This is a genomic window from Eleftheria terrae (assembly GCF_030419005.1).
Taxonomy (GTDB): Bacteria; Pseudomonadota; Gammaproteobacteria; order Burkholderiales; family Burkholderiaceae_C; genus Caldimonas; species Caldimonas terrae.
Map to the genome: position 1 here is coordinate 549,027 of NZ_CP106953.1, position 20,420 is coordinate 569,446.

Annotated in this window: 6 protein-coding genes; all 6 read right to left on the bottom strand. The window is 70.1% G+C overall.

The features are described 5' to 3' along the window. Positions 1-43: 43 nt before the first annotated feature. The 6 genes from N7L95_RS29130 to N7L95_RS29155 all read right to left on the bottom strand — a co-directional run bounded on the left by N7L95_RS29130 (position 44) and on the right by N7L95_RS29155 (position 20,401). A complete protein-coding gene (locus tag N7L95_RS29130; RefSeq protein ID WP_301261101.1) occupies positions 44-793 on the bottom strand; it encodes a polyketide synthase in 750 nt (249 codons plus the stop codon). Beyond that, positions 793-1,566 (bottom strand): enoyl-CoA hydratase/isomerase, encoded by a 774-nt coding sequence (locus N7L95_RS29135; RefSeq protein WP_301261102.1) that lies wholly within the window; start codon positions 1,564-1,566, stop codon positions 793-795. Before N7L95_RS29135 ends, N7L95_RS29130 begins: the two co-directional genes overlap by 1 nt. Then, complete coding sequence (locus N7L95_RS29140) at positions 1,563-2,825, bottom strand: hydroxymethylglutaryl-CoA synthase family protein (RefSeq protein ID WP_301261103.1); 1,263 nt, start codon at positions 2,823-2,825, stop codon at positions 1,563-1,565. The genes N7L95_RS29135 and N7L95_RS29140 overlap by 4 nt, the downstream gene beginning before the upstream one ends. A 27-nt stretch (positions 2,826-2,852) precedes the next feature. After that, positions 2,853-4,073 (bottom strand): beta-ketoacyl synthase N-terminal-like domain-containing protein, encoded by a 1,221-nt coding sequence (locus N7L95_RS29145; RefSeq protein WP_301261104.1) that lies wholly within the window; start codon positions 4,071-4,073, stop codon positions 2,853-2,855. Then, a complete protein-coding gene (locus N7L95_RS29150) occupies positions 4,063-4,311 on the bottom strand; it encodes an acyl carrier protein (RefSeq protein WP_301261105.1) in 249 nt (82 codons plus the stop codon). Before N7L95_RS29150 ends, N7L95_RS29145 begins: the two co-directional genes overlap by 11 nt. Before the next feature lie 100 nt (positions 4,312-4,411). Beyond that, entirely contained in the window at positions 4,412-20,401 is a 15,990-nt protein-coding gene (locus N7L95_RS29155) for an SDR family NAD(P)-dependent oxidoreductase (protein WP_301261106.1), read from the bottom strand. Positions 20,402-20,420: the final 19 nt, after the last annotated feature.

Below are 20,420 nucleotides of genomic sequence, written 5' to 3' on the forward strand. Positions count from 1 at the left end.
GCCCGACCGCGCGCTGCCACGCGGCTGCGCCGGGCCGTCTTGCCTAGTTGTCGAAAACGCGCTCGATGCGCGCCTTCACCTCCGGCTGATGGAACGTCGTGTCGTGCATTGCGATCTCCTGCTCGATGATGGCCGGCAGCCGCGCGCGCATGCCGGCCACCAGATGGCGCTTCAGGGTCACGAGCGACACCCTGGGCTTGTCTGCGAGATCGCGTGCCAGCTGTCGTGCATGCGCGACCACCTCCGAACGCGGCAGCACCGGAAAGGGAATGCCTCGCTTCTCCAGCTCGGCACCCCGGTAGGTACGCGCGCCCAGCAGCATTTCCTCCGCGAGCGGCATCCCCAGCTTCTTGGGCAACACATAGGTGGCGCCCATGCCCGGCGTGAATCCGTACTTCATGAAGTTGGTGGTGTAGACGCTCTCCCGGCTGAGCACCGCGCAGTCGGCAAACAGGCCGAACACAAAGCCGCCGCCGATGCCGTGGCCCTGCATCGCGGACACCACCGGGATCTCGCAGTCCAGCGGCACGCTGTAGATGTTCATGTCGGTGAACTTGCCCTGCCCCTGGTGCAGCATCAGCAAGCCTTCCTTGGTGCCGCCGGAGCAGAAATAGGTGTCGTAGCCGGTCAGGACCACCGCGCGATAACGCTCGGTGTCCCGGACATGCAGGAACGCGTCCATCAACCCCGCCACCAGTGCCCTGGAGAAGGTGTTCTTGTGTTCGCGGTCCTGCATCGTGATCTGCACGACGCCCGCTTCCACCTCCGCGACCTCGACCACTTCGGACGACATCAGCCCTTCTCCCATGGGAACACCCCCTTTTCGACATACCGCACGATCGCCTGCCGGTTGGCGGGGTCGGAAAAGACCTCGAGGTTCGCCGCCACCGCCGGCGCCTTCAGCTCGGACAGAGCCGGGCCACCGAGACGGTTCATGTAGGTCTTGTAGCGCGTGATGGCCACCTTCGACAGACGCCGCAACCGCAACAAGTGCCGGCGCAGCAGGGACTCGCTGTCCGCATCCACCGCATCCACCAGCCCCCACTCGAGCGCCTGCGCCGCGCCGACCGGATGCGTCATCAGCGTCAGGTAATGGGCCTTCTGCCAGCCGACGCGGCGCGTCAGGAAGGGCAGCACGCAGGCGGGATACAGGCCGAACAGCAGTTCCGACAGGCTGAACTGCGCGCTGTCCTCGGCGAGCACGACGTCACTCGCCGCGACGAAGCCAATGCCACCAGCGTTGGCCTTGCCCCGCACGTGCGAGACGGTCACATAGGGCCCCGTCGCCATCCGCAGCCACAGGTCGTACAGCGGCCCGGGCCCCTCGGCCGCCGCGTCGGTGCCGGGCCCCGGGGCCTCAGCGAGCGCACTGAAGTCGGCGCCGACGCAGAACGCCGCCGGCGTGCCGCTCAGCACCACGACCGTCGCCGACTGCTCGCACAGCGACAGGACCTGGTGGCACTCGGCGACCAGTTGCCCGTTGATCGCGTTGTCCCGTTCCGGCCGGTCGAGCTGCAGAAAGCAGATCGAGTCCTGAAAGCGCACCTTGAGGGTCTGGTAGCTCATGAGAGCCACTCGTACTCGCGGTGGAACTCCTTGATCTCGCGCAGGAACAGGCGTCCCTTGCCGCGCGCCGACTGATAGGCCTCGCCGATGAAGCCGACATCCGGCACGACGTTGCGCACGCCGAACCTCACAGCGCTGCTGGCCCGGATGATCGCTTCGTATTCCTCAATGGTCAGGCGGTAGCGCTGGTTCAACTGCTGTTCGATGCCGAACTGCCGTTGCCGCGCCTGCCCTTCGGAGGTGACGACGCCGCTGTAGAACTCCGAACAGCAGCCCGACCCGTAAGAGAAGCAGCCCAGTCGGCGGGGCGCGCTGAACTGGCCCTGGTCGATCGTGCTGGCGAGCGACAGGAAGGAGGTCGCGCCCATGATGTTGCCCACCCGCTGGCAGTACTTCAGGCCCGGCATCACGCGACGCTGGAAGTCCTCCTCGATCTCGGCCGTCTTGGCCTGCACCATCTTGCGCATCATGGTGCGATGCGCTCCCTTCACCATGCCACCAAACGGCGTGTGGAAGGTCAGATACTGGAAGGTGTCGCGGTAGTTCGCGTTGCTCACCCGTTTCGCATACTCCAGGTAGGCGTTCTCGCAGCAGTCGAGGTAGGACAGCAACGACAGGTCGGTGTCACCCGCCTCGCTGTCGGGCATCGGCCGGCAGGTGTCCATCACTTCATAGCCGTAGTAGCCGTTGGCACCCACGTCGACCTGGAACGCATGCGGCCGGTCGCTGACCAGCAGTGCCACCGCGCCGGCACCGCCGCTCGGCTCGGCAAACGACCAGTCTTCACTGACGCCATCGCCCGCCTCGGAGACCATGAAGCGCGAGATGTCGGTGGCCACCACCAGGGCCTTGGCACCGGGCGACGTGTTCGCGAGGATGAAGTTGACCGCCATCTGGAAGCCGGCCGTGCCGGAATAGCAGGCTTGCTTCAGCTCGAACAGCCGGCAGTTCCGATTCAGCCCGAGCTGCTGGTGGATGTAGGTGCTGATCGACTTTCCGAAGTCGATGCCGGACTCGGTGCAGGTGATCAATAGTTCGATGCGGTCCTTGGCCGCCTGCGGCAGCGCGTCGACGATGGGCTTCGCCGCGTTGACGCCGAACGTGACCGGGTCCTCGTAAGGCAAGGCGACTGCCTTCTCCTTCATGAGCAGGTTCTCGAACCGCGTGGTGTCGAGTTTGCGATATCGAGCCAGCTCGGCGACGTCCAGAAACGCGGTTCCGCCGAAGACGTTGAGTGCTTCGATTCCGACCAATGACATGGCATTGCTCTCCTGAAAAATGGCTGTTTACCTGTCGGTGCGCTGCCAGCACAGCGCGGTGTTGATGCCGCCGAATCCCATGCTCAAGGTCAGCGCCCGTTCGATCCGGTGGGCGACGGGCTGGTGCCGGACCCAGTTGAACGACGCGTCGATCGGCTCGTCCAGGTTGCGGGTGGGATGCAGGCGCCCGGAGCGCATCTGCAGCAGCGTGGCGATCACCTCGACCAGGCCGGCAGCGCTCAGGCCGTGGCCGATCAAGGACTTGGTCGCGTTCAGGCGGGCACCCTTCAGCCCGCAGGCCTGCAAGGCCTTCAATTCCGTCTCGTCACCGACCACCGATCCGGTGCCGTGGGGATTGACATAGTCGATCTGCTCCGCGGTCCACCCGGCCGCCGCCAGTGCGCCCTGGATGGCCGCGATCTCGCCCTCCAGCGACGGGTCGGGATTCCGATTGCCGTCCATCTCGGCACGCCAGCCGCTCAAGGTCGCATACGCGGGCGCGCCACGTCGCTGGCTCGCCGCGCGCGACTCGATCACGACCGCGCCCGCGCACTCGCCGAACAGGAAGCCGTCGTGCTGCTGGTCGTAAGGCCGGCAGGCAAGCGCAGGCGCGTCGGCGTAGCGGTCTGATCCCATCGCGCCGAGGGCGCGAAAGGCCTGGCACTCCCAGAAGGAGAGATCCATCAACGCGCCGATCGCGATGCAGGCGTCCACCTGCCCGCTGAGGACCGCCTGGGCCGCCTGCATGATCGCGAGCTGGCCACTCGCCGAGGCGCCGCCCACGGTGTGCGACAGCCCGCGTATGCCGAACTGTGCGGTGCAGAAACCGCAGAGGTCGGTGTCCATGAAGGACAGCGCGTAGGTCGGTTTCAAGAACTGCGGGCGCTCTCGATAGCGCGCCTGCAACTGCGCGATCTCGCGCTGCTGCACGTTCGAGCCGCCGATCACCAGCCCGATGCGGCGGCAGTCCACCTCCGACAGCCGGGCCTCGTCCCATGCTTCCTGCAGCACGACCAGCGCGGTCTGTGCCGACAGCGAGGCTGCCCTGAGGGTCTGCGGCGGGAGGCTGTCCGGAAAGACGATATGGGGGATCTCGGCGCCCAGGTAGGCCGACTCGTGCTGCCGTCCCGGTCGCTGCAGGACGCCAAAGGCGCTGCGCCCGGCGAGCAGGGCCTCGGTGAAGTCGGCCTTGCCTTGCGCGATCGCCGAAATCACGCCGATACCGGTGACGACGAGTTCAGGCCGCATCGAGCTTCTTCAGAAAGAGGTCGGCAAGCTCGCCGATGTTCTTGGGACCGAACAGCTCGACGCGCGGCACCGAGAGCGACAACGCTTCCTGAACCAGCATCGCGATCTCGGCGCGGTCCACCGAATTGGCGCCGAGATCGACCAGCCGGTCGGTCCCGGCGAAGGCATGGTCATCCAGGCCCGGCAGAATTTCGCGTGCCTTCATCCCGATGAGGTCGATCAGTTCCTGTCTTGTCATAAGTACCCTTGCTCAGGTTGTGGCCGGGGCAACTGCCCCGGAGGTGTCATTCACATGTCGCGCCAAAGCGCACGGCCGCACCGGGCTGCTGCAGCGCCGGTCAGGGGTTGGGAGGCGCCGTCAAACAGGTGTCGGCGATGAAATCGACGAAGCTCTGCAGCGGACTGATGAAGAACAGGTGCGTCCCTTCGATCTGCTGGTAGCGGCAGCTCGCCGTGGTCATCTGCCGCCACCGTGCGAACAGCATCGGGTCCTTCATCAGCAGGTCGTCCTTGGCCTGCACGATCTCCAGCGGCGTCGAGATCCGCTTGCCGGGCTCGCTGCGGTACGAGCGGATCAGTGCCACGTCGTTGCGGATGGCGGCGGGCGACACGATCTTCATGCCCCAGGATTTGGGGAAGATCAGGTTGCTTTCGACGAACAGCTGCTCGAGTTCCTCGTCCGGGATCGAGGTGTCGAGATCCCGGAACGGTTCGGTGTACTTCAGTGACTCGAACACATCCGGCGTACAGCTCGACGACAGCAACGCCGCCTTGGCCGTCAACCCGTGGCGCTGTTCGAGGTCGCATAGCACGTCGAATGCGGCGATGCCGCCCATGCAGTGGCCCCAGGCGACGACCGGCTTGTCGAACAGGGCGCGAATGCTGTCGGCGAGATGGCCGACCATGGCGCGCCAGTCGGTGTGCTCGGTCGTGCCCACGCCCCACACCTCGACATGCGGCGCAAGCCGGTCCACCCATTGATAACTGCCCTCGCCGTGCGCGAGGCAGTAGAACAGCAACAGACGTGTCGTCGCGCTGTCGGACGCCCGCAGGCAGCGCACCGTGCGAACGTCGTGCTCGACGGCCCCGGCCAGCGAAGCATCACGCTGCAGGGGCGGGACCGCCGCGACCGCCTGCCCGACCGGCCGTGCCGCAGCACTGCTGTCAGCCGCCAATGCCGACATCACACGGGGTGCCGGGTTCGGGGAGCTCTTCACGACCGCGGGCCGGGACAGCACGGCGACTTCGCCGTCCGTCTCGTGCTGGCCGCGCGTTTCGGCGCGGTCGCCCGCCCGTGGCGCGGTGGTGCCGGGCGGCCGCGGCGCCGGATGCTGCGGCCCCGCGCCATCCGCGCCGCCGTCATCGCCGAGCTGCTGTGCCAGGTAGTGGGTGAAGCGCCGGATGCTGGCATGCTGGTACAGCACCGACGCGGTGATGTTGATGCCATAGCGGCGATTCACCGCCTGTATCCATTCCAGCCCAATGATCGAGTCGACGCCGAGTTCAGAGAACGGCTTCTCGCAGTCCGCCGCAGTCACTCGCATCAACAGCGTGTCGCTGAGCATGTCGCACAGGTCGGCTTCCAGGCGCGACGTGTCGGCGCCCGGCGCCGGCGGGCGTGGCACCGGTGCCGCGGCAGGCGGGCCGTCCGCCGTCGCAGGTCGCGGCGGCGCCACCGGCGGCAGCTCGCCAAGCCGAGGCTCGGCCGGCGTGGCCGACAGGTCCAGCAGGCTGATGCGACGCGGCTTTTCGGCCACCGCGGCCACTGCGGTCGCCACCCGGTCGGTCATACCCGCGGCGGCGGGCAGGGACTCGGCCTGCCGGTCCGGCGACACCTCGCTGGCGCGGGCGAGGTCGGCCGCGGCCTCGCTGCCCTGCGGCTGCGCCGTGCCGGCGGACGGCAGCCAGTAGCGCTCCCTGAGGAAGGGATAGGTGGGCAGCGAGATGCGCCGCGGCCGGCCCGCGGCATACAGGCGCCGCCAGTCGATCTGCACCCCGCGCACCCACGCCTCGCCCAGCTTCTTCCACCGCTGCTTGCGCACCCACGCCTCGATCAGCGCCCCCACGTCCTCGTCCTGCTCGCTCAGCCAGCCCCCCTCGGCCGTGCGCTGCACCCGCCCCACCTGCACGTCGGCATTGCGCCGGCCACCGATGAAGTCCCCCAGCGCCTGCACCAGCTGCTCCCGCGTGCGCGCCTGCACCGCCAGCCGGTGCTCCATCGCCTCGCGACCGCTCTGCAGCGTGTACAGCATCTGCGCCAGCTGCGCCTCGCTCCACGCCTGCGCCTGCAGGTGCGCCTGCAGCTGCCGCGCCTGCGCCTGCAGCCGCTCCTCGCTCCTGGCCGACAGCACCAGCAGCCCCGGCTGCGCCTCATTCACCACCACCACCGGCGCCTCGTCGCGCTCACCCTCCTCAGGCTCCTCGATCACCACGTGCGCATTCGTGCCGCTGAAGCCGAATGAACTCACCGCCGCCCGCCGCGCACCCTGCCCCCCCGTCTCCCACGGCTGCAGCCGGTCGTTGATGTAGAACGGCCCGCCTTCCAGCACCACGTGCTCGTTCAGCTTCTCGTACTGGATGGTCGGCGGCAGCATCCGGTGCCTCAGCGACAGCAGCACCTTGATCACCCCCGCCACCCCCGCGGCCGCCAGCAGGTGCCCGATGTTGCTCTTCACCGACCCCAGCGCGCAGTAGTGCCGCCGCTGCGTGTACGCACCGAACGCCGCCGTCAGCGCCTCCACCTCGATCGGGTCCCCCAGCTGCGTGCCCGTGCCGTGCGCCTCCACCAGCGTGATCGTCCCCGGGTCGATCCCGAAGCGCTCGTACACCTCGCGCTCCAGCTGCGCCTGCGAGTTCACGCTCGGCGCCGTCATCCCGTTGGTCTTGCCGTCGTGGTTCACCCCCCAGCCACGGATCACCCCGTGGATCTGGTCGCCCTCGCGCACCGCATCCGCATAGCGCTTGAGCAGCAGCACCCCCACCCCCTCGCCCGGCACAAAACCGTCCGCCCTCGCATCGAACGCAAAGCTGCGCCCCTGGCGCGACAGCATGCGCGCCTTGCTCGTCATGATGTGCAGGCTCGGCCCCGTCAGCACGCACACCCCGCCGGCCAGCGCCGCATCACATGTCCCGCTCTCCAGGCTGTCGCACGCCAGCGCGATCGCCACCAGCGACGACGAGCACGCCGTGTCCAGCGCCATGCACGGGCCCCGCAGGTTCAGAAAGTATGAGATCCGCGCCGACAGGATCGACGACGAGTTGCCCGTCAGCACCTGCGCCGTCAGCCCGCTGCCCCCGGGCGCATAGCCGTAGTCCCCCGGCCCGCAGCCCACGTACACCCCGCAGCGGCTGCCCGACAGGCTGCGCGGGTCGATCCCCGCTTCCTCGATGCAGCGCCAGCTGTGCTCCAGAAACACCCGCTGCTGCGGGTCCATCGACATCGCCTCGGCCGGCGATATGTTGAAGAACAGCGCGTCGAACCGGTCCGCTTCCTCCAGGCTGCCCATCCACTTGCTGTACGTCTTGCCCGGCGCCTGCGGGTCCGCGTCGTAGTGCTCCTGGATCGACCACCGATGCCCCCCTACCTCCGACACGCAGTCACGCCCCTGCGCCAGGTTCTCCCAGAACGCCTGCACGTCACCCGCCATCGGGAACGCACCCGACATCCCCACCACCGCGATGCCCTGCCTGCGCACCTCCTTCGCCTCGCCCCCACGCTCCGCACGCCCGCCAGCCGCCGCATACGCGCCTGCGCCAGCGGCTTCACCTTGTGCCTGGGGGGCCGGCGGTGCCTGCACTGCGGGCGGCGCGGCCATCGATGCAGCCGACGTCGCCGGCGCCTCGGCCCGGTCGGCGCCACGGGTCGCCGCCGGCCTTGCGGCCGACGCCGAAGCGGGCGCCTGCCGGTGCTCGCCGGCCCCGGTCGGCGTCGCCAGGCCAGCCACACCGACTGGCGGCAACGGCTCGGCAGCGGTGTGCGCGGTGCCACGTGCCGATGACGCCACCGCGCGCGTGCGCACCGCATCCTGTGTCAGCAAATGCTTGGCCAGTGCCTTCACATTGGGGTAGTCATACAGCTGGGATGCGCTGAGTGAGGTGTGGTAGCGCTGATTCAGCTCGCGTATCCAGCCGACGCCGGTGACGGAATCCAGCCCCAGCTCGCTGAACGCGGCCTCGATATCGACGTCATCGCTCTCCAGGTACAGCACCTCGGCCAGGCTCTGCGCCAGCTCGACGATCAGGTCACCGGCCGACGGTGCCTGGTGGGCCTGCGAGGCCGGTGGCGCATCCACCGGCGCCGGCGCGGCGACCTCGTGCAACGGGACGGGTGAGGCCGCCAGCATCGCCGGAGCCGCCGCTTCCGGCGCCGACGCCGACCGAGGCGACATGCCCAGTTCGGCCAGCGAGATGCCGCGCGGCTTGACCGCGAGCCCCTGGTCGGCCTCGTCCGGCAGGCCGGCGGGCGCGGGCGCCTGAACCGCCAGCGGCGGTAGCGCCGGCTCGGGCGGCCGGCTCGCCTGCACCGCCCCGGAGGCCAGCGGGGCCGCCGGTTGCGCGTCGAAGGCATAACCGACCGCGATCTCCGGCACGGCCTTGGGCCAACAGCGTTCGCGCGCGAACGGATAGGTGGGCAGGCGCAGGCGCCGCGGCCGGCGCGGCCCGTAGACGGAACCCTCGCCATACAAGCGGCGCCAGTCGAACGACAGGCCCTGGACCCACAGCTCCAGCAGCGAGGCATAGCGCCCCTGCTCCAGCCAACCGGCGATCAGGGTGTCGAGACCGCCGTCGGCGTTGAGCACCGCCATCACCTCCTTGTGCCTGCCGATCTCGCCCTGCCAGCACAGCTCGACGTCGGCCTGCTCCAGGCGCCCCTCCAGGTAGTCCGACAGCTTCTGCCGGACCTCCTGCACCGAGGTCGCGACGAAGGCCAGGCGGCACTCCATCGCATCGCGGCCCACCTGCAGGGTGTAGGCAAGGTCGACCAGCTGCGCGTCGTCATACGCATTCGACGCCAGGTGGTCGAGCAGGCGGCGCGCCACATCCTTCAACCGGTCGGCCTGCTTGGCCGACAGCACGACGATCACCGGCACGCTGCGCCGCGCCTCGGGCAGCGCAGCCTCCTGCACCGGCGGCTCCTCGATCACCAGGTGGGCGTTGGTGCCGCTGAAGCCGAAGGAGCTGACCGCCGCACGGCGCACACCTGCCCCGCCCGGCTGCCACTCGCGCGCTTGCGTGTTGATGTAGAAGGGGCTGCCTTCCAGCGTGATGCGGCTGTTGAGCTGCTCGAAATTCACGGTGGGCGGCAAGGTCCGGTGCCGCATCGCCAGCAGCACCTTCATCACGCCAGCGATCCCGGCTGCCGCCAGCAGGTGGCCGATGTTGCTCTTGACAGAGCCAAGCGCGCAGTAGTGGCGCCGGTCGGTATAGCGGCGGAACGCCTGCGTCAGGGCCTGCACCTCGATCGGGTCACCGAGGCCGGTGCCGGTGCCGTGCGCCTCCACCAGCGTGATGCTGTCCGGCGCGATGCCGAACTGCTCGTAGACCTCCTGCTCCAGCGCAATCTGCGAGGTGACGCTCGGCGCGGTGATGCCGTTGGTCTTGCCGTCCTGGTTCACCCCCCAGCCGCGGATCACGCCCTGCACGATGTCGCCGTCGCGCAGCGCGTCGGCATATCGCTTCAACAGCACCACGCCGACACCTTCGCCGGGCACGAAGCCGTCGGCCCGTTCGTCGAAGGTGAAGCAGCGGCCCTGCTTCGACAGCATGCCGGCCTTGCTGGCCATGATGTGCATGCCGGGGCCGGTCAACACGTTGACCCCGCCGGCGATCGCCAGCTCGCTGCGGCCGAGCAACAGGCTGTCGCAGGCCTGCGCGATGGCGACCAGCGCCGATGAGCAGGCGGTGTCGAGCGCGAGGCAAGGCCCCTTGAGATTGAGGAAGTAGGAGATGCGGGCGGCCAGGATCGACGGCGCGTTGCCCATCATCCCCTCGGCCGACAGATCGGCATAGGCGGCGTAGTCGCCCGACCCGCAGCCGACGAAGACGCCGCAGCGACTGCCAGACAGGCTGCGCGGGTTGAGGCCGGCGTCCTCGATGCAGCGCCAGCTGTGCTCCAGGAACAGCCGCTGCTGCGGATCGATGACCGCCGCCTCGGCGCGCGAGATGTTGAAGAACTGCGGGTCGAACCGGTCGACCTCGCTCAGCGCGCCCATCCATTTGCTGTAGGTCTTCTTCGGCACGTCGGGATCGGGATCGTAGAACTTCTCGGTCGACCAGCGATGCGGCGGCACCTCGAAGACGCAGCCCTGGCCTTCGGCGAGATGGCGCCAGAACTCGTCGAGAGAGTCGGCATTCGCAAACGCGCCCGACATGCCGATGATGGCGATCGCCAGGTCGGCGCTCCCGCTTCCGGGTGCTCCCCCGGCAGGCGCGGAGGCGGCCGGCCGATCCTGCCCCGCCGGGGCCGCGGCCGCCGGCCCGGCCGGGGGCGCGACCACCGGCGGCTGCACCACGGGGGCCGATATCCCCCGGCCGGGCGGGCTGGATATGGGGCGGCTGCCTCCGGCGTACAACGCGCCGACGCGCTCCAGCACGTCCTGGCTGTCGACGAAGGTCTTCCGGTGCATCGCCACTTCCTGCTCGCAGGCCTGCTGCAGCTGGTCTCGGACCGGCCTGGCGACATGCTCCTTCAGCGCCATCAGTGCGACACGCGGCGACTGGCACAGCGTGCGCGCCAGTGCCAGCGCATGCGGCAGCACCTCGTCGCGGTGGACCACCGGGAAGGGAATGCGGCGCTGTTCGAGCTCGGCGCCGGTGAACTGCCGCGCGGTGAACAGGATCTCGTGTGCCAGCCCCGCCCCCAGCTTCTCGGGGAAGATCAGGGTCGCGCCGGCGCCCGGCGTGAACCCATATTTCATGTAGTTGCTCTCGTAGCTGCCCTGACGGCTGAACACCACGAAGTCGCTGAACATCGCCAAGGCCCAGCCGGCGCCAATCGCATGCCCCTGCATCGCCGCGATCACCGGGACCGGGCAGGCCAGCGGGATGCTGAACACCGGTGTGTCGGTGAAGCTGACGCGGCCGGACTGGATGTCCAGCAGGCTTTCCTTGGTGCCGCCGCAGCAGAAATAGGTGTCGTAGCCGGTCAGCACGACGACCTTGCAGGTGTCGTTGCGGGCGATGGCGTCGAAGGCTTCGGTCAAGCCTGCGATGAGGTCGGGCGAGAAGGTGTTCTTGTGCGCGCGGTCCTCCATGGTCACCTGCACGATGCCGGGCTCGACTTCCTGCAGGCGCACGACCGAGGCATAGACGCTGACCGGGCCCGCCGGGCCGGGCTGCGCAAGCACCGCCGGCCCGGACGCCGAGGCTGCCACGGGTTCGGAACGCGCGTCGCCCGGCCGCGCCGTGGCCACCTCCCCGGCCGTCGGCATGAGCGGCGCAGCACCCGGGCTGGCCGCCAGCTCGCTCGCCACATGCTGCGCCAGCGCCTCCAGGCTGGGGTGGTCGTAGACGCGCACCGCATCCAGGTCGAGGTTGAACTGGCTGTTGATCGCCCGGATCAACTGGATGGCCATGATCGAGTCGAGCCCGATATCGACGAACACCGCATCGTCGGCGATGTCGGCGGTGTCGATCCCGAGCACCGCCGACAGGGTGCGCCGCAGCACGTCGCGGATCTGGCGCACCGGCAGGCGGGGCGGCGCCGGCGGGGGCGGCACGGCCTGGGCCCCCCCGCTCGCGTCGTGCGGCGGCAGGAGATGCGCGAACCGCGTGGCGGGCTCCGCCGGCAGCGCCGCCTCATGCCCTGCCGGTGCAGCGCCGCCGGACGCCACACCCGGCGGCAGCGGCTCGGACACTGGCCGCGCGCCACGGCTGCTGCGCTCGATCTCGGCCGCGAGATAGTCGGCCAGGGCCGCCACGCTCGGGTACTCGTAGACCTTGACGGCGTCGATGTCGAGTCCGAAGCGGTCGTTGAGGATGCGGACCCACTGGACCCCCATGATCGAGTCCAGGCCGAGTTCGACGAAAGCATCGTCGTCGCCGATCTCGCCTCGCTCGACGCCGAGTACCGGTGAGAGCGTGTGCCTGAGCGTCTCGCGCAGCCGATGTGCGCCGAGGTCGCCGACGCGCGCAAGCGCTGCCTCGGGCGCGGAAGGGGCACCAAAGGGCGCTTCGCCACCCGGCCCTGCCGGCAGTTCGCCGGCTCGGTCGGAAAGGGACGGCTCGGTGGCGTCACTGCTGCTGAACAAGTCCATCATGTTGATCGCGAAGTTCCGCAGCGCCTCGTCGACCGAGGCGCGCTTGGGTTGGTCTTGGATGTCGGGGGACACGGCTGCGGCGCCGCCCGCGGTGCCGGGGAGCGTGACCGCGCCGTGGCGGGAGGGCGGCGACGCACTGGCGTCGGAGACCGCCCATGCCGAGCCGCACAGCGCGCGCAAGGAGACCTGCTGCGCCGCGGCCGGCGCCGCGTCGGCCGCCGCGGCCACCACGCCGACGGGCGGGGGCGCGACGGCGGGCACCGCGGCCTGGCTGCCGAGGTTCGGCTCGACGGCGATCCAGCAGCGTCGCCGCTCGAAGGGATAGGTGGGCAGGCTGAGCCGGTGCGGCTCCACGCCACGCACCAGCGGGCAGCGCTGCTGCAGCGCCGCCCACGACACCGCCCCCCCTTGCACCCACTGCGCCAGCAGCGGCTCGTAGGCCGCCTGCGCGATGCAACGCTCGACGGCCTCCCGCCCGGCGTCGTCGGAAACGGGCACAGCAGCGTCACCCGGCGCACCGGGCGCCTCGCGGCGCTTGCGCGACTGGCCCCGATGCAGCGGCGTGTCCACGCCATCGGCTGGGGCTTGCAGCGACGCCTGCAGCCGGTGCTTCAACGCGTCGACCGAGCGCACCGAGAACGCCAGCCGGTGCTCCATCGCGTCGCGGCCGAACTGCAGCGTGTATTCGAGGTGCGGCAGGTCCGCCTCGGCAAGCGGGTGGGCGTCAAGGAAGGCCAGCAGCTGCCGCGATTGCTCCGCCAGCTGTGGCGCAGTGCGCGCCGACAGCACGACCAGCGCCGGCCGCGCCAGCTCGGGCGCCGCCGGCGGCTGCGGGATCGGCTGCGGCGCACGGTATTCCTCGACGATCAGGTGTGCGTTCGCGCCGCCGAAGCCGAAGGAGCTGATGCCGGCCGTCCTCGGCAGCTCTCGTCCCAGTTCGTCCCACCCCGGCTGCCAGGCCTGCGCCTGGTGGACCACATAGAACGGCGTGCCGGCCAGTTCGATGTGCGGATTGAGCGGGTTGCCGTGCAGGGACGGCGCCAGCGTCCTATGGCGCAGTTGCAGCACCACCTTGATCACGCTCGCCACGCCTGCCGCCAGCTCCAGGTGCCCGATGTTGGTCTTCACCGAGCCAAGGCCGCAACGCGGTGGCGGCAGGTCCGCCGCAGGCGGCGCGCACCCCGCATACAGCTCGTCGAAGGCGCTCTTCAGCCCGTTGATCTCGATGGGGTCGCCCAGCGGCGTGCCGGTCCCGTGCATCTCGACGTAGGTCACCGCGCGCGGGTCCACCTGCGCCTCCCGGTAGGCGCGCTTCAACAAGGCCGCCTGGGCTTTGGGATTGGGGGCGGTGAGGGAGTTCGCCCGGCCGCCGTGGTTTTCGGCACTGCCCCGGATGACGGCATAGATGTGATCGCCATCGCGCTCGGCATCGCGCAGGCGCTTGAGGAAGAGCATGCCGACGCCTTCGCCCCGCACATAGCCGTTGGCGTGCTTCGAGAAGGTCTTGCAGCGGCCGTCCTCGCTCAGCATGCCGGCCTTGCTGAAGCTGATGTGGGCCCACGGCGTGATGATGGTGTTGACGCCGCCCGCCAGCGCCGCGTCGCAGTCCCCGCTCTCCATCGCGCGAATGGCGCGGTGGATCGCCACCAGCGAGCTGGAGCAGGCCGTCTCGATCGGCTCGCTCGGCCCATGCAGGTTGAGCAGATAGCTGATCCGGTTCGGCCCGATCGACGCGGCCACGCCGGTCGAGCTGTAGCCCTCGATGGCGAGCTTGGCACGCGCGATCAGCTCGCCATAGCCGGAGCCGGCGGTGCCGACGAAGACGCCCGTCTGGCTGCCCGACAGGCTGCGCGGTGCATACCCGGCGTCTTCGATCGCCTTCCAGCCGTACATCATCAGCAGCCGCTGCTGCGGGTCCATCATCTCCGCCTCCTTCGGCGCGATGCCGAAGAACAGCGGATCGAATTCGTCGACCCCTTCGATGAATCCGCCCCACTTGATATGGGTCTTGTTGGCCTCGCGGTGCGGGTCGCCATAGAGCGCGCGCCAGTCCCAGCGGTCGGGTGGGATCTCGGTGATGCCATCGCGGCCCGCCGCCAGGTTCGACCAGAACTCGTCCAGATCCCGCGCTCCCGGGAAGCGCCCGCTCATCCCGACGATCGCGATCGGCTCGCGGGCCGCCGGGGTCGCCGGCTGCCAGGCGGGCGCGACCTGTGGCGACGCCGCCGCGGCGGCGCCGTCGTCCCGGCCCCGGAAGCGCCGATGCGGCGCGGCCGCCGCCGGCGCTGCGACAGCCGCCGCTGCTGCAGCCGGCGGGCGCGTCAGGAGGTGCCGAGCCAGCGTGGCGCCGTGGGCGTGCGCGAGGTGGGTCGCAAACTCGCGCACCGTGGCGTACTCGAAGAAGATGGTCGGGCTCAGCTCCAGCCCGTAGGTCCGGTTGAGTTCGTTGCCGAGCGCGGTCAGGCTGATCGAATCGAAACCGAATTCGCTGATGTCGGCGTCGACGTCGACCTGCTCCGCCTTCACCTTCAGCAAGCGCGAAATGGCGGCCGTCAGCGCGGCCAGCAACGGCGGCAGCAACGCCTGCGGCCCGGCCAGGTCGTCCGCCACAGGCCCGGTGTGCGCCGGCAGCGCGGCCACCACCGGCTGCTTCCCCGCGGCATGGTGGACCGGCGGTGCCGCGGCCGCCGCGTGCGGCGAGATCCTCGCCTCGAGTTGCGCGATGTCGCCGGCCAGCACCAGGACCTGCGCGGCGTCCACGGCCCAGGCGGCGTACAAGGCGGCCAGCGCGTCGGCGGTGCCCAGCAGGTCGTAGCCTTGGCGCCGCATGCGCTCGCGCACTTCGGCGTCCACGCTCATTCCGCCCTCGGCCCACAGCGGCCAGTTGATCGACAGGGTCCGGCCGTGCCGGTGTCCGGCCTGCACCAGGCGGTTGCGATAGGCGGCGTAGCGGTCCATGTAGGCGTTTGCCATCGCATAGTCGCACTGACCCACGTTGCCAAGTGCGCCGGCGGCCGACGAGAACAGCAGCAGGAAGTCGAGTTCGACCGCCCGGGTGGCCAGGTCGAGATGCCAGGTGCCCGCCACCTTGGGGGCCAGCACCTCGTGAAACTCCGCGGGCTGCTTGCTGAGGATGAAGCTGTCGCGGATCACGCCGGCGCTGTGCACGATGCCGTTGAGCCGGCCGTGCTGCTCGACCACCGAGCGGATCACCCGGTCGACCGCGGCAGCGTCGCTCACGTCCATCACCCGGTACTCGACGGCAGCACCGTCGCCCGCCAGGGCGGCGAGCGCGGCCTGCCGATCCTCATCGAGCCGGGAGCGCCCGGTCAGCACGATCCGCGCGCCGCTCACCTGGCGCAGGATCTCGTTCGCCATGACCATGCCCAGCCCGCCTGCGCCGCCGGTGATCAGGTACACGCCGCGGTCGCGCCACGGCAGGCGCACCGCAGCGCTGCGGTCGACCGGGCCGGCCGGCTCGAAGCGGGCCACCTCGCGCTGTCCCTGCCGGTCGCGGACCTCCGCCTCGCCCTGCAATGCGGCCTGCGCCTCGCGCAACACCCGCTCCGCGAGCCCCTCGCTGTCGCGCGTCTGCTGCACGGCGAGCAGCTGGCCGAAGAACCGGGGGTTCTCATGGTGCGCGCTCTTGAGCACGCCGCTGAGCGCGCCAAAGATCGCGTCATGGTCCTCGTCCGGGGCCACCAGGACCTGCAGCAGCACCGGCTGCCTGGGCTTGTGCTGCAACAGCGCCTGCACCCGCTCGAACACACGCTCGCCGAGCTGCGCATACCACCCGACGGTCGACGCGTCCGCCGGGCCGGGCAGCGCCGCCCACTGCACCGAAGGACAGCAGGCCGCCAGTTCGCCCAACTGGTTCGCGTGGTGCGGCGCCAGCAAGACCCAGTGGTGCGCCGGCGCGGCCGCCGTGTCGGCCGCGATGAGCGCGCTGGGCGCCCAGCCGGGCGTCCACAGCTGTACCGAGCTGCGGCCGTGCGGCGCCAGCGCCCCGATCGCCTCGCCCGCCAGCGCCCGGGACGCCACGCCTTGCAGGCGCACGCATACCCGGCCCTCGCGGTCGCAGAGGTCGAAATCGAGCTTCTGCACCGGCGCGCCGGGGCTTGCGACAGCACTCGCAGCGGTCGCCGCACGGACGACGACCGTCGCCTCGGCCGGGCTGGCAGCCCAGATCTGCAGCCGCTCGAGTGCAAACGGCAGGGCGGTCTGCCCTGCAGCGCCGGACGCCGCGCCCGGCGTGCCGTCCATTGCGAAGCCCAGGGCCGCCTGCAGCGCGCTGTCCAGCACGCTCGGGTGCAGCAGGTAGGCCTGTGCCGTGTCGTGCACGCAGGCGGGCAGCTCGATGTCGGCCAACACGAAGCGGCCGCCCTCGGCGTCAGTCCCGGTGCGCAACTGCCGCAGCCCGCGGAACGCCGGGCCGTGCTCGATCTGCATCGCACGCAGCGTCTCGTAGCAGCCGGCCACCTCCAGCTGGCCCTCGCAACGCAACCGCAGGTCCGCCAGATCGAGCAACGGCGGGCCAGCCGGTGGGACCACGGCGGCCGTGCGGCAGGTGGCGCGGCCTTGGGCATGCACGATCGTGGCGTCGGGCGCGGCCTCGCCGTGGGGGGACGAATAGACCTCGAAGTCGACGTCGCCACCGTCCTGCGGCGACAGCCCGATGTGCAGCTGCGTGGTCTCGTGCACCACCAGGGGCTGCAGCCACACGACATTGCGCAGCTCGACCTCGGTGGCGCCGGCCGGCCCGGGCTCCATCGATGCGAGCACGGCCGCCCGGGCCATCTCGAGGTAGGCCACGCCCGGCAGGACCGCGGCCCCGTGGACGCGGTGGTCGGCCAGGAAGAACGCCGCCGGGGTGAAGGTGGAGCTGTAGCGCTGGCGCACCAAGGTGGAGGTGTTGCGCTGCACCAGCGGATGCAGCGCGGCATGCGGGTCCGGCACGGCGCCATCCGCCTGCGGCAGCGGCAGCGGCGCTTCCAGCCAGTACCGCTCGCGGGCGAACGGGTAGGTCGGCAAGGACACACGCAGCGGCCGTGCGTCGACATGCAGCCGGTTCCAGTCGATGCCGAGGCCCTGCACCCACACCGACGCCAGCTTGCGCAGCTTGCGCTTGCTCAGCCAGGCGGCCACCAGTCCCTCGACATCGTCGTCGGCGCTGAACATCGTGCTGTCGTCGCGACGCCTGGCCTGGCCGAGCAGGATGTCCTCGTGGCGGCGGCCTGCCACCACATCGTCGAGCAGGGCGACCAGCTGGTCCACGCTGCTCACGACCACCGCCAGCCGATGGTCCATCGCCACCCGCCCCACCTGCAGGGTGTAGGCGATGTCGGCCAGGTCGGCGTCGCTGCATCGGTGCGACCTGAGGTGGTCGCGCAGACGCGCCGCCTGCGCACGCAGCTGAGGCGCGCTCTTCGCCGACAGGACGACCAGCGCCGGCTCGAGCCGGCCAGCTGGCGGGCGGGGCGGCGGCTCATGCTCCTGCAGCACCAGGTGCGCGTTCGAGCCGCTGGCGCCGAAGGAGCTGAGGCCGGCGATGCGCGGCCCCGCCTGGATGCCGGCCTCTGTCTCCAGCATCGGCCGCGGCCAGGGTTGTGCGCACTGCTGCACCCTGAACGGCGTGCTCGCAAAGTCGATCAACGGGTTGAGCGGCTCCGCATACAGCGACGGCACCAGGGTCGCATGGTGCAGCTGCAGTGCGACCTTGATCAACCCGCAGACGCCAGCGGCCGACTCGGCGTGGCCGATGTTGGACTTCACCGACCCGATGGCGCAGAACTGCCGATCCTCGGTGTGCCGCGAGTAGGCCTTGCACAAGCCTTCGATCTCGATCGGGTCGCCGAGCGACGTGCCGGTGCCGTGTGCCTCGACATAGCTGACACTGCGCGCATCGACGCCGGCGCCCTCCAGGCAGGCGGCGATCAGGTCGGCCTGCGCGCCCGGACTCGGCACCGTGAAGCCGCTCACCGCGCCCACATGGTTGGTGCTGCTGCCGCGGATCACCGCGTACACATGGTCGTGCTGCTCGATGGCGCGGCTGAGCGGCTTCAGCAGCACGGCCGCGACTGCCTCGCTGGAGACATAGCCGTCGCCGCCCCGGCCGAAGCTGCGGCAGCGACCGTCGCTGGCATGCATGTCCATCGATCCATAGGCCTGGTACTTCGCGGGATGCAGCGACAGGTTCACCCCGCCCGCCAGCGCCACGCTGCATTCGCCGGTGCGCAGGCTCTGCAGCGCCAGATGCACCGCGATCAAGGACGACGAGCACACCGTGTCGACGCACACGCTTGGCCCATGGAAATCGCAGACATAGGAGACGCGGTTGGCGATGGCCGCATTGCTCTGCGAGAACGGCACCGACTGTCCCGGACGCTGCGCCTCGTTGGCAATCAAGGCGTAGTCCTTGTGCATGACACCGGCGAACACGCCGACCGCCCCGGGTGCAGCCGCGCCGCCGGTCAGCGTGGCGGGGGTATAGCCGGCGTCCTCGATGGCTTCCCAGCAGGTCTGCAAGAACAGGCGCTCCTGCGGGTCGAGGTGCTCCGCCTCGCGCGGCGAGATGCGGAAGAACTGGGCATCGAAGCAGTCGACGTCATCGATGAAGCCGCCCCAGCGTGACAGGTGCTTGCCGGTCGGCGAGCGCATCGAGGCAAAACGCCGCCAATCCCAGCGCGACTCGGGAATCTCGCGGATGCCGTCCTTGCCGAACTTGAGGTTCTCCCAGAACGCGTCGATGTTGTCGGCCTCCGGGAAGCGCCCCGCCATGCCGACGATCGCGATCGGTTCATGCCCGCGGCGGACCGGCCCGGGCAGGCCTTGCTCGCTGCAACGTGCGCACAGGCGGTCGCCCACCTCCTCGTCGCCGTTCGGCACGGCGCCGCCTTCGGCGGGCGTCGCGGCGCGCCCCGCGCCTGTCTCGTCCGGAGCCGGCCCATCCGCCGCTGCGGCGCGGTGGTGCTGGGCAAGATGAGCGGCGAGCTGCTCGATCGTCACGTGCTCGAACAACAGCGTTGGCGGCAGCGACGCGCCGGCCTCGCGCTCGATGTCGCCCACCAGCTCCAGCAGCGCCACCGAGTTGAGGCCCAGTTCGTAGTAGCCCGCCGCCGGATCGAGCTGCTGCGGCGGGACGCCGAGCTTGTCGCCGATCAGCCGCTGCAGCAGGCGCCGGAAGCCGGCGTCGTCGCTGCGCGCCGCGGGCGCGCTGGCAGCCGGCGGTTCGGTCGTCGCGGGGCCCGCCGCCACGGCGCGCGCCGGGTCGATCATCGACGCATCGCGCACCTGCTTGCTCGCGAAATCCCTCAGCTCGGCCACCTTGCGGCCGGATGCATCGAAGAAGTCCAGCGTGTAGTAGCGCAGCTCCGCGGTGTCGCGCGACGACGCATGGCGCAGCCGGGCGAAGGCATGGGTTTGCAACAGATCGGTGGCCCGGAACGATCCGTAGTAGATCGGCAGGGCGAGCTGCGGCTCGCCCTGGGCGTCCAGCGCAGCACGCGCGCCGCCGGCACCCACGGCGCTGGCATCGATCAGGGCCGGGTGGAACATCAGGCGGGGCGCGAGTGCCAGCGCCTCCTCGCCGAGCCGGCATTCGACATGGATGGCCTCGGGCGAGACGTAGACCGTGCCCTGCGCCTGCATGAACTCGCCATGCACCAGCTCGACCTCGCGACAGGCGGCGTAGAGCGTTTCCAGCGGGATGCTCTGCTGCGCGGCACTTGCGATGGAGGCCAGGTCGATCACCTCGTCGAAGCCGGCGGGCTCGACCCGGCGCACCTCGGCTCCCAGGTAGCGCTGGCCGCCGCCCTCGACCGAGACGCGCCAGTGACCGGGCTCGGCCTCGACCGCCTCGATCTCCAGCTGCACCGGCTGCGCTGTGGACACCACCAGCGGCCGGTAGATCGCCACGTTCGACAACTCGATCGTCCGGTGGTCGTGGCCGTGATCGCGGAACACCTGGAACAACACATCGATGTACGCCAGGCCCGGCAACAGGTGCTGCCCCAGGACCCGGTGGTCACGCACGATCGGGTTGTCCATCCCGACTGCCAGCTGCTCTTTCATCCCCGTTCTTCCTCTTTGC

Excerpts from the sequence above, each read along its gene's own strand:
- N7L95_RS29130 (WP_301261101.1), bottom strand. The coding sequence starts at position 793 with ATGTCGTCCGAAGTGGTCGAGGTCGCGGAGGTGGAAGCGGGCGTCGTG.
- N7L95_RS29135 (WP_301261102.1), bottom strand. The coding sequence starts at position 1,566 with ATGAGCTACCAGACCCTCAAGGTGCGCTTTCAGGACTCGATCTGCTTT.
- N7L95_RS29140 (WP_301261103.1), bottom strand. The coding sequence starts at position 2,825 with ATGTCATTGGTCGGAATCGAAGCACTCAACGTCTTCGGCGGAACCGCG.
- N7L95_RS29145 (WP_301261104.1), bottom strand. The coding sequence starts at position 4,073 with ATGCGGCCTGAACTCGTCGTCACCGGTATCGGCGTGATTTCGGCGATC.
- N7L95_RS29150 (WP_301261105.1), bottom strand. The coding sequence starts at position 4,311 with ATGACAAGACAGGAACTGATCGACCTCATCGGGATGAAGGCACGCGAA.
- N7L95_RS29155 (WP_301261106.1), bottom strand. The coding sequence starts at position 20,401 with ATGAAAGAGCAGCTGGCAGTCGGGATGGACAACCCGATCGTGCGTGAC.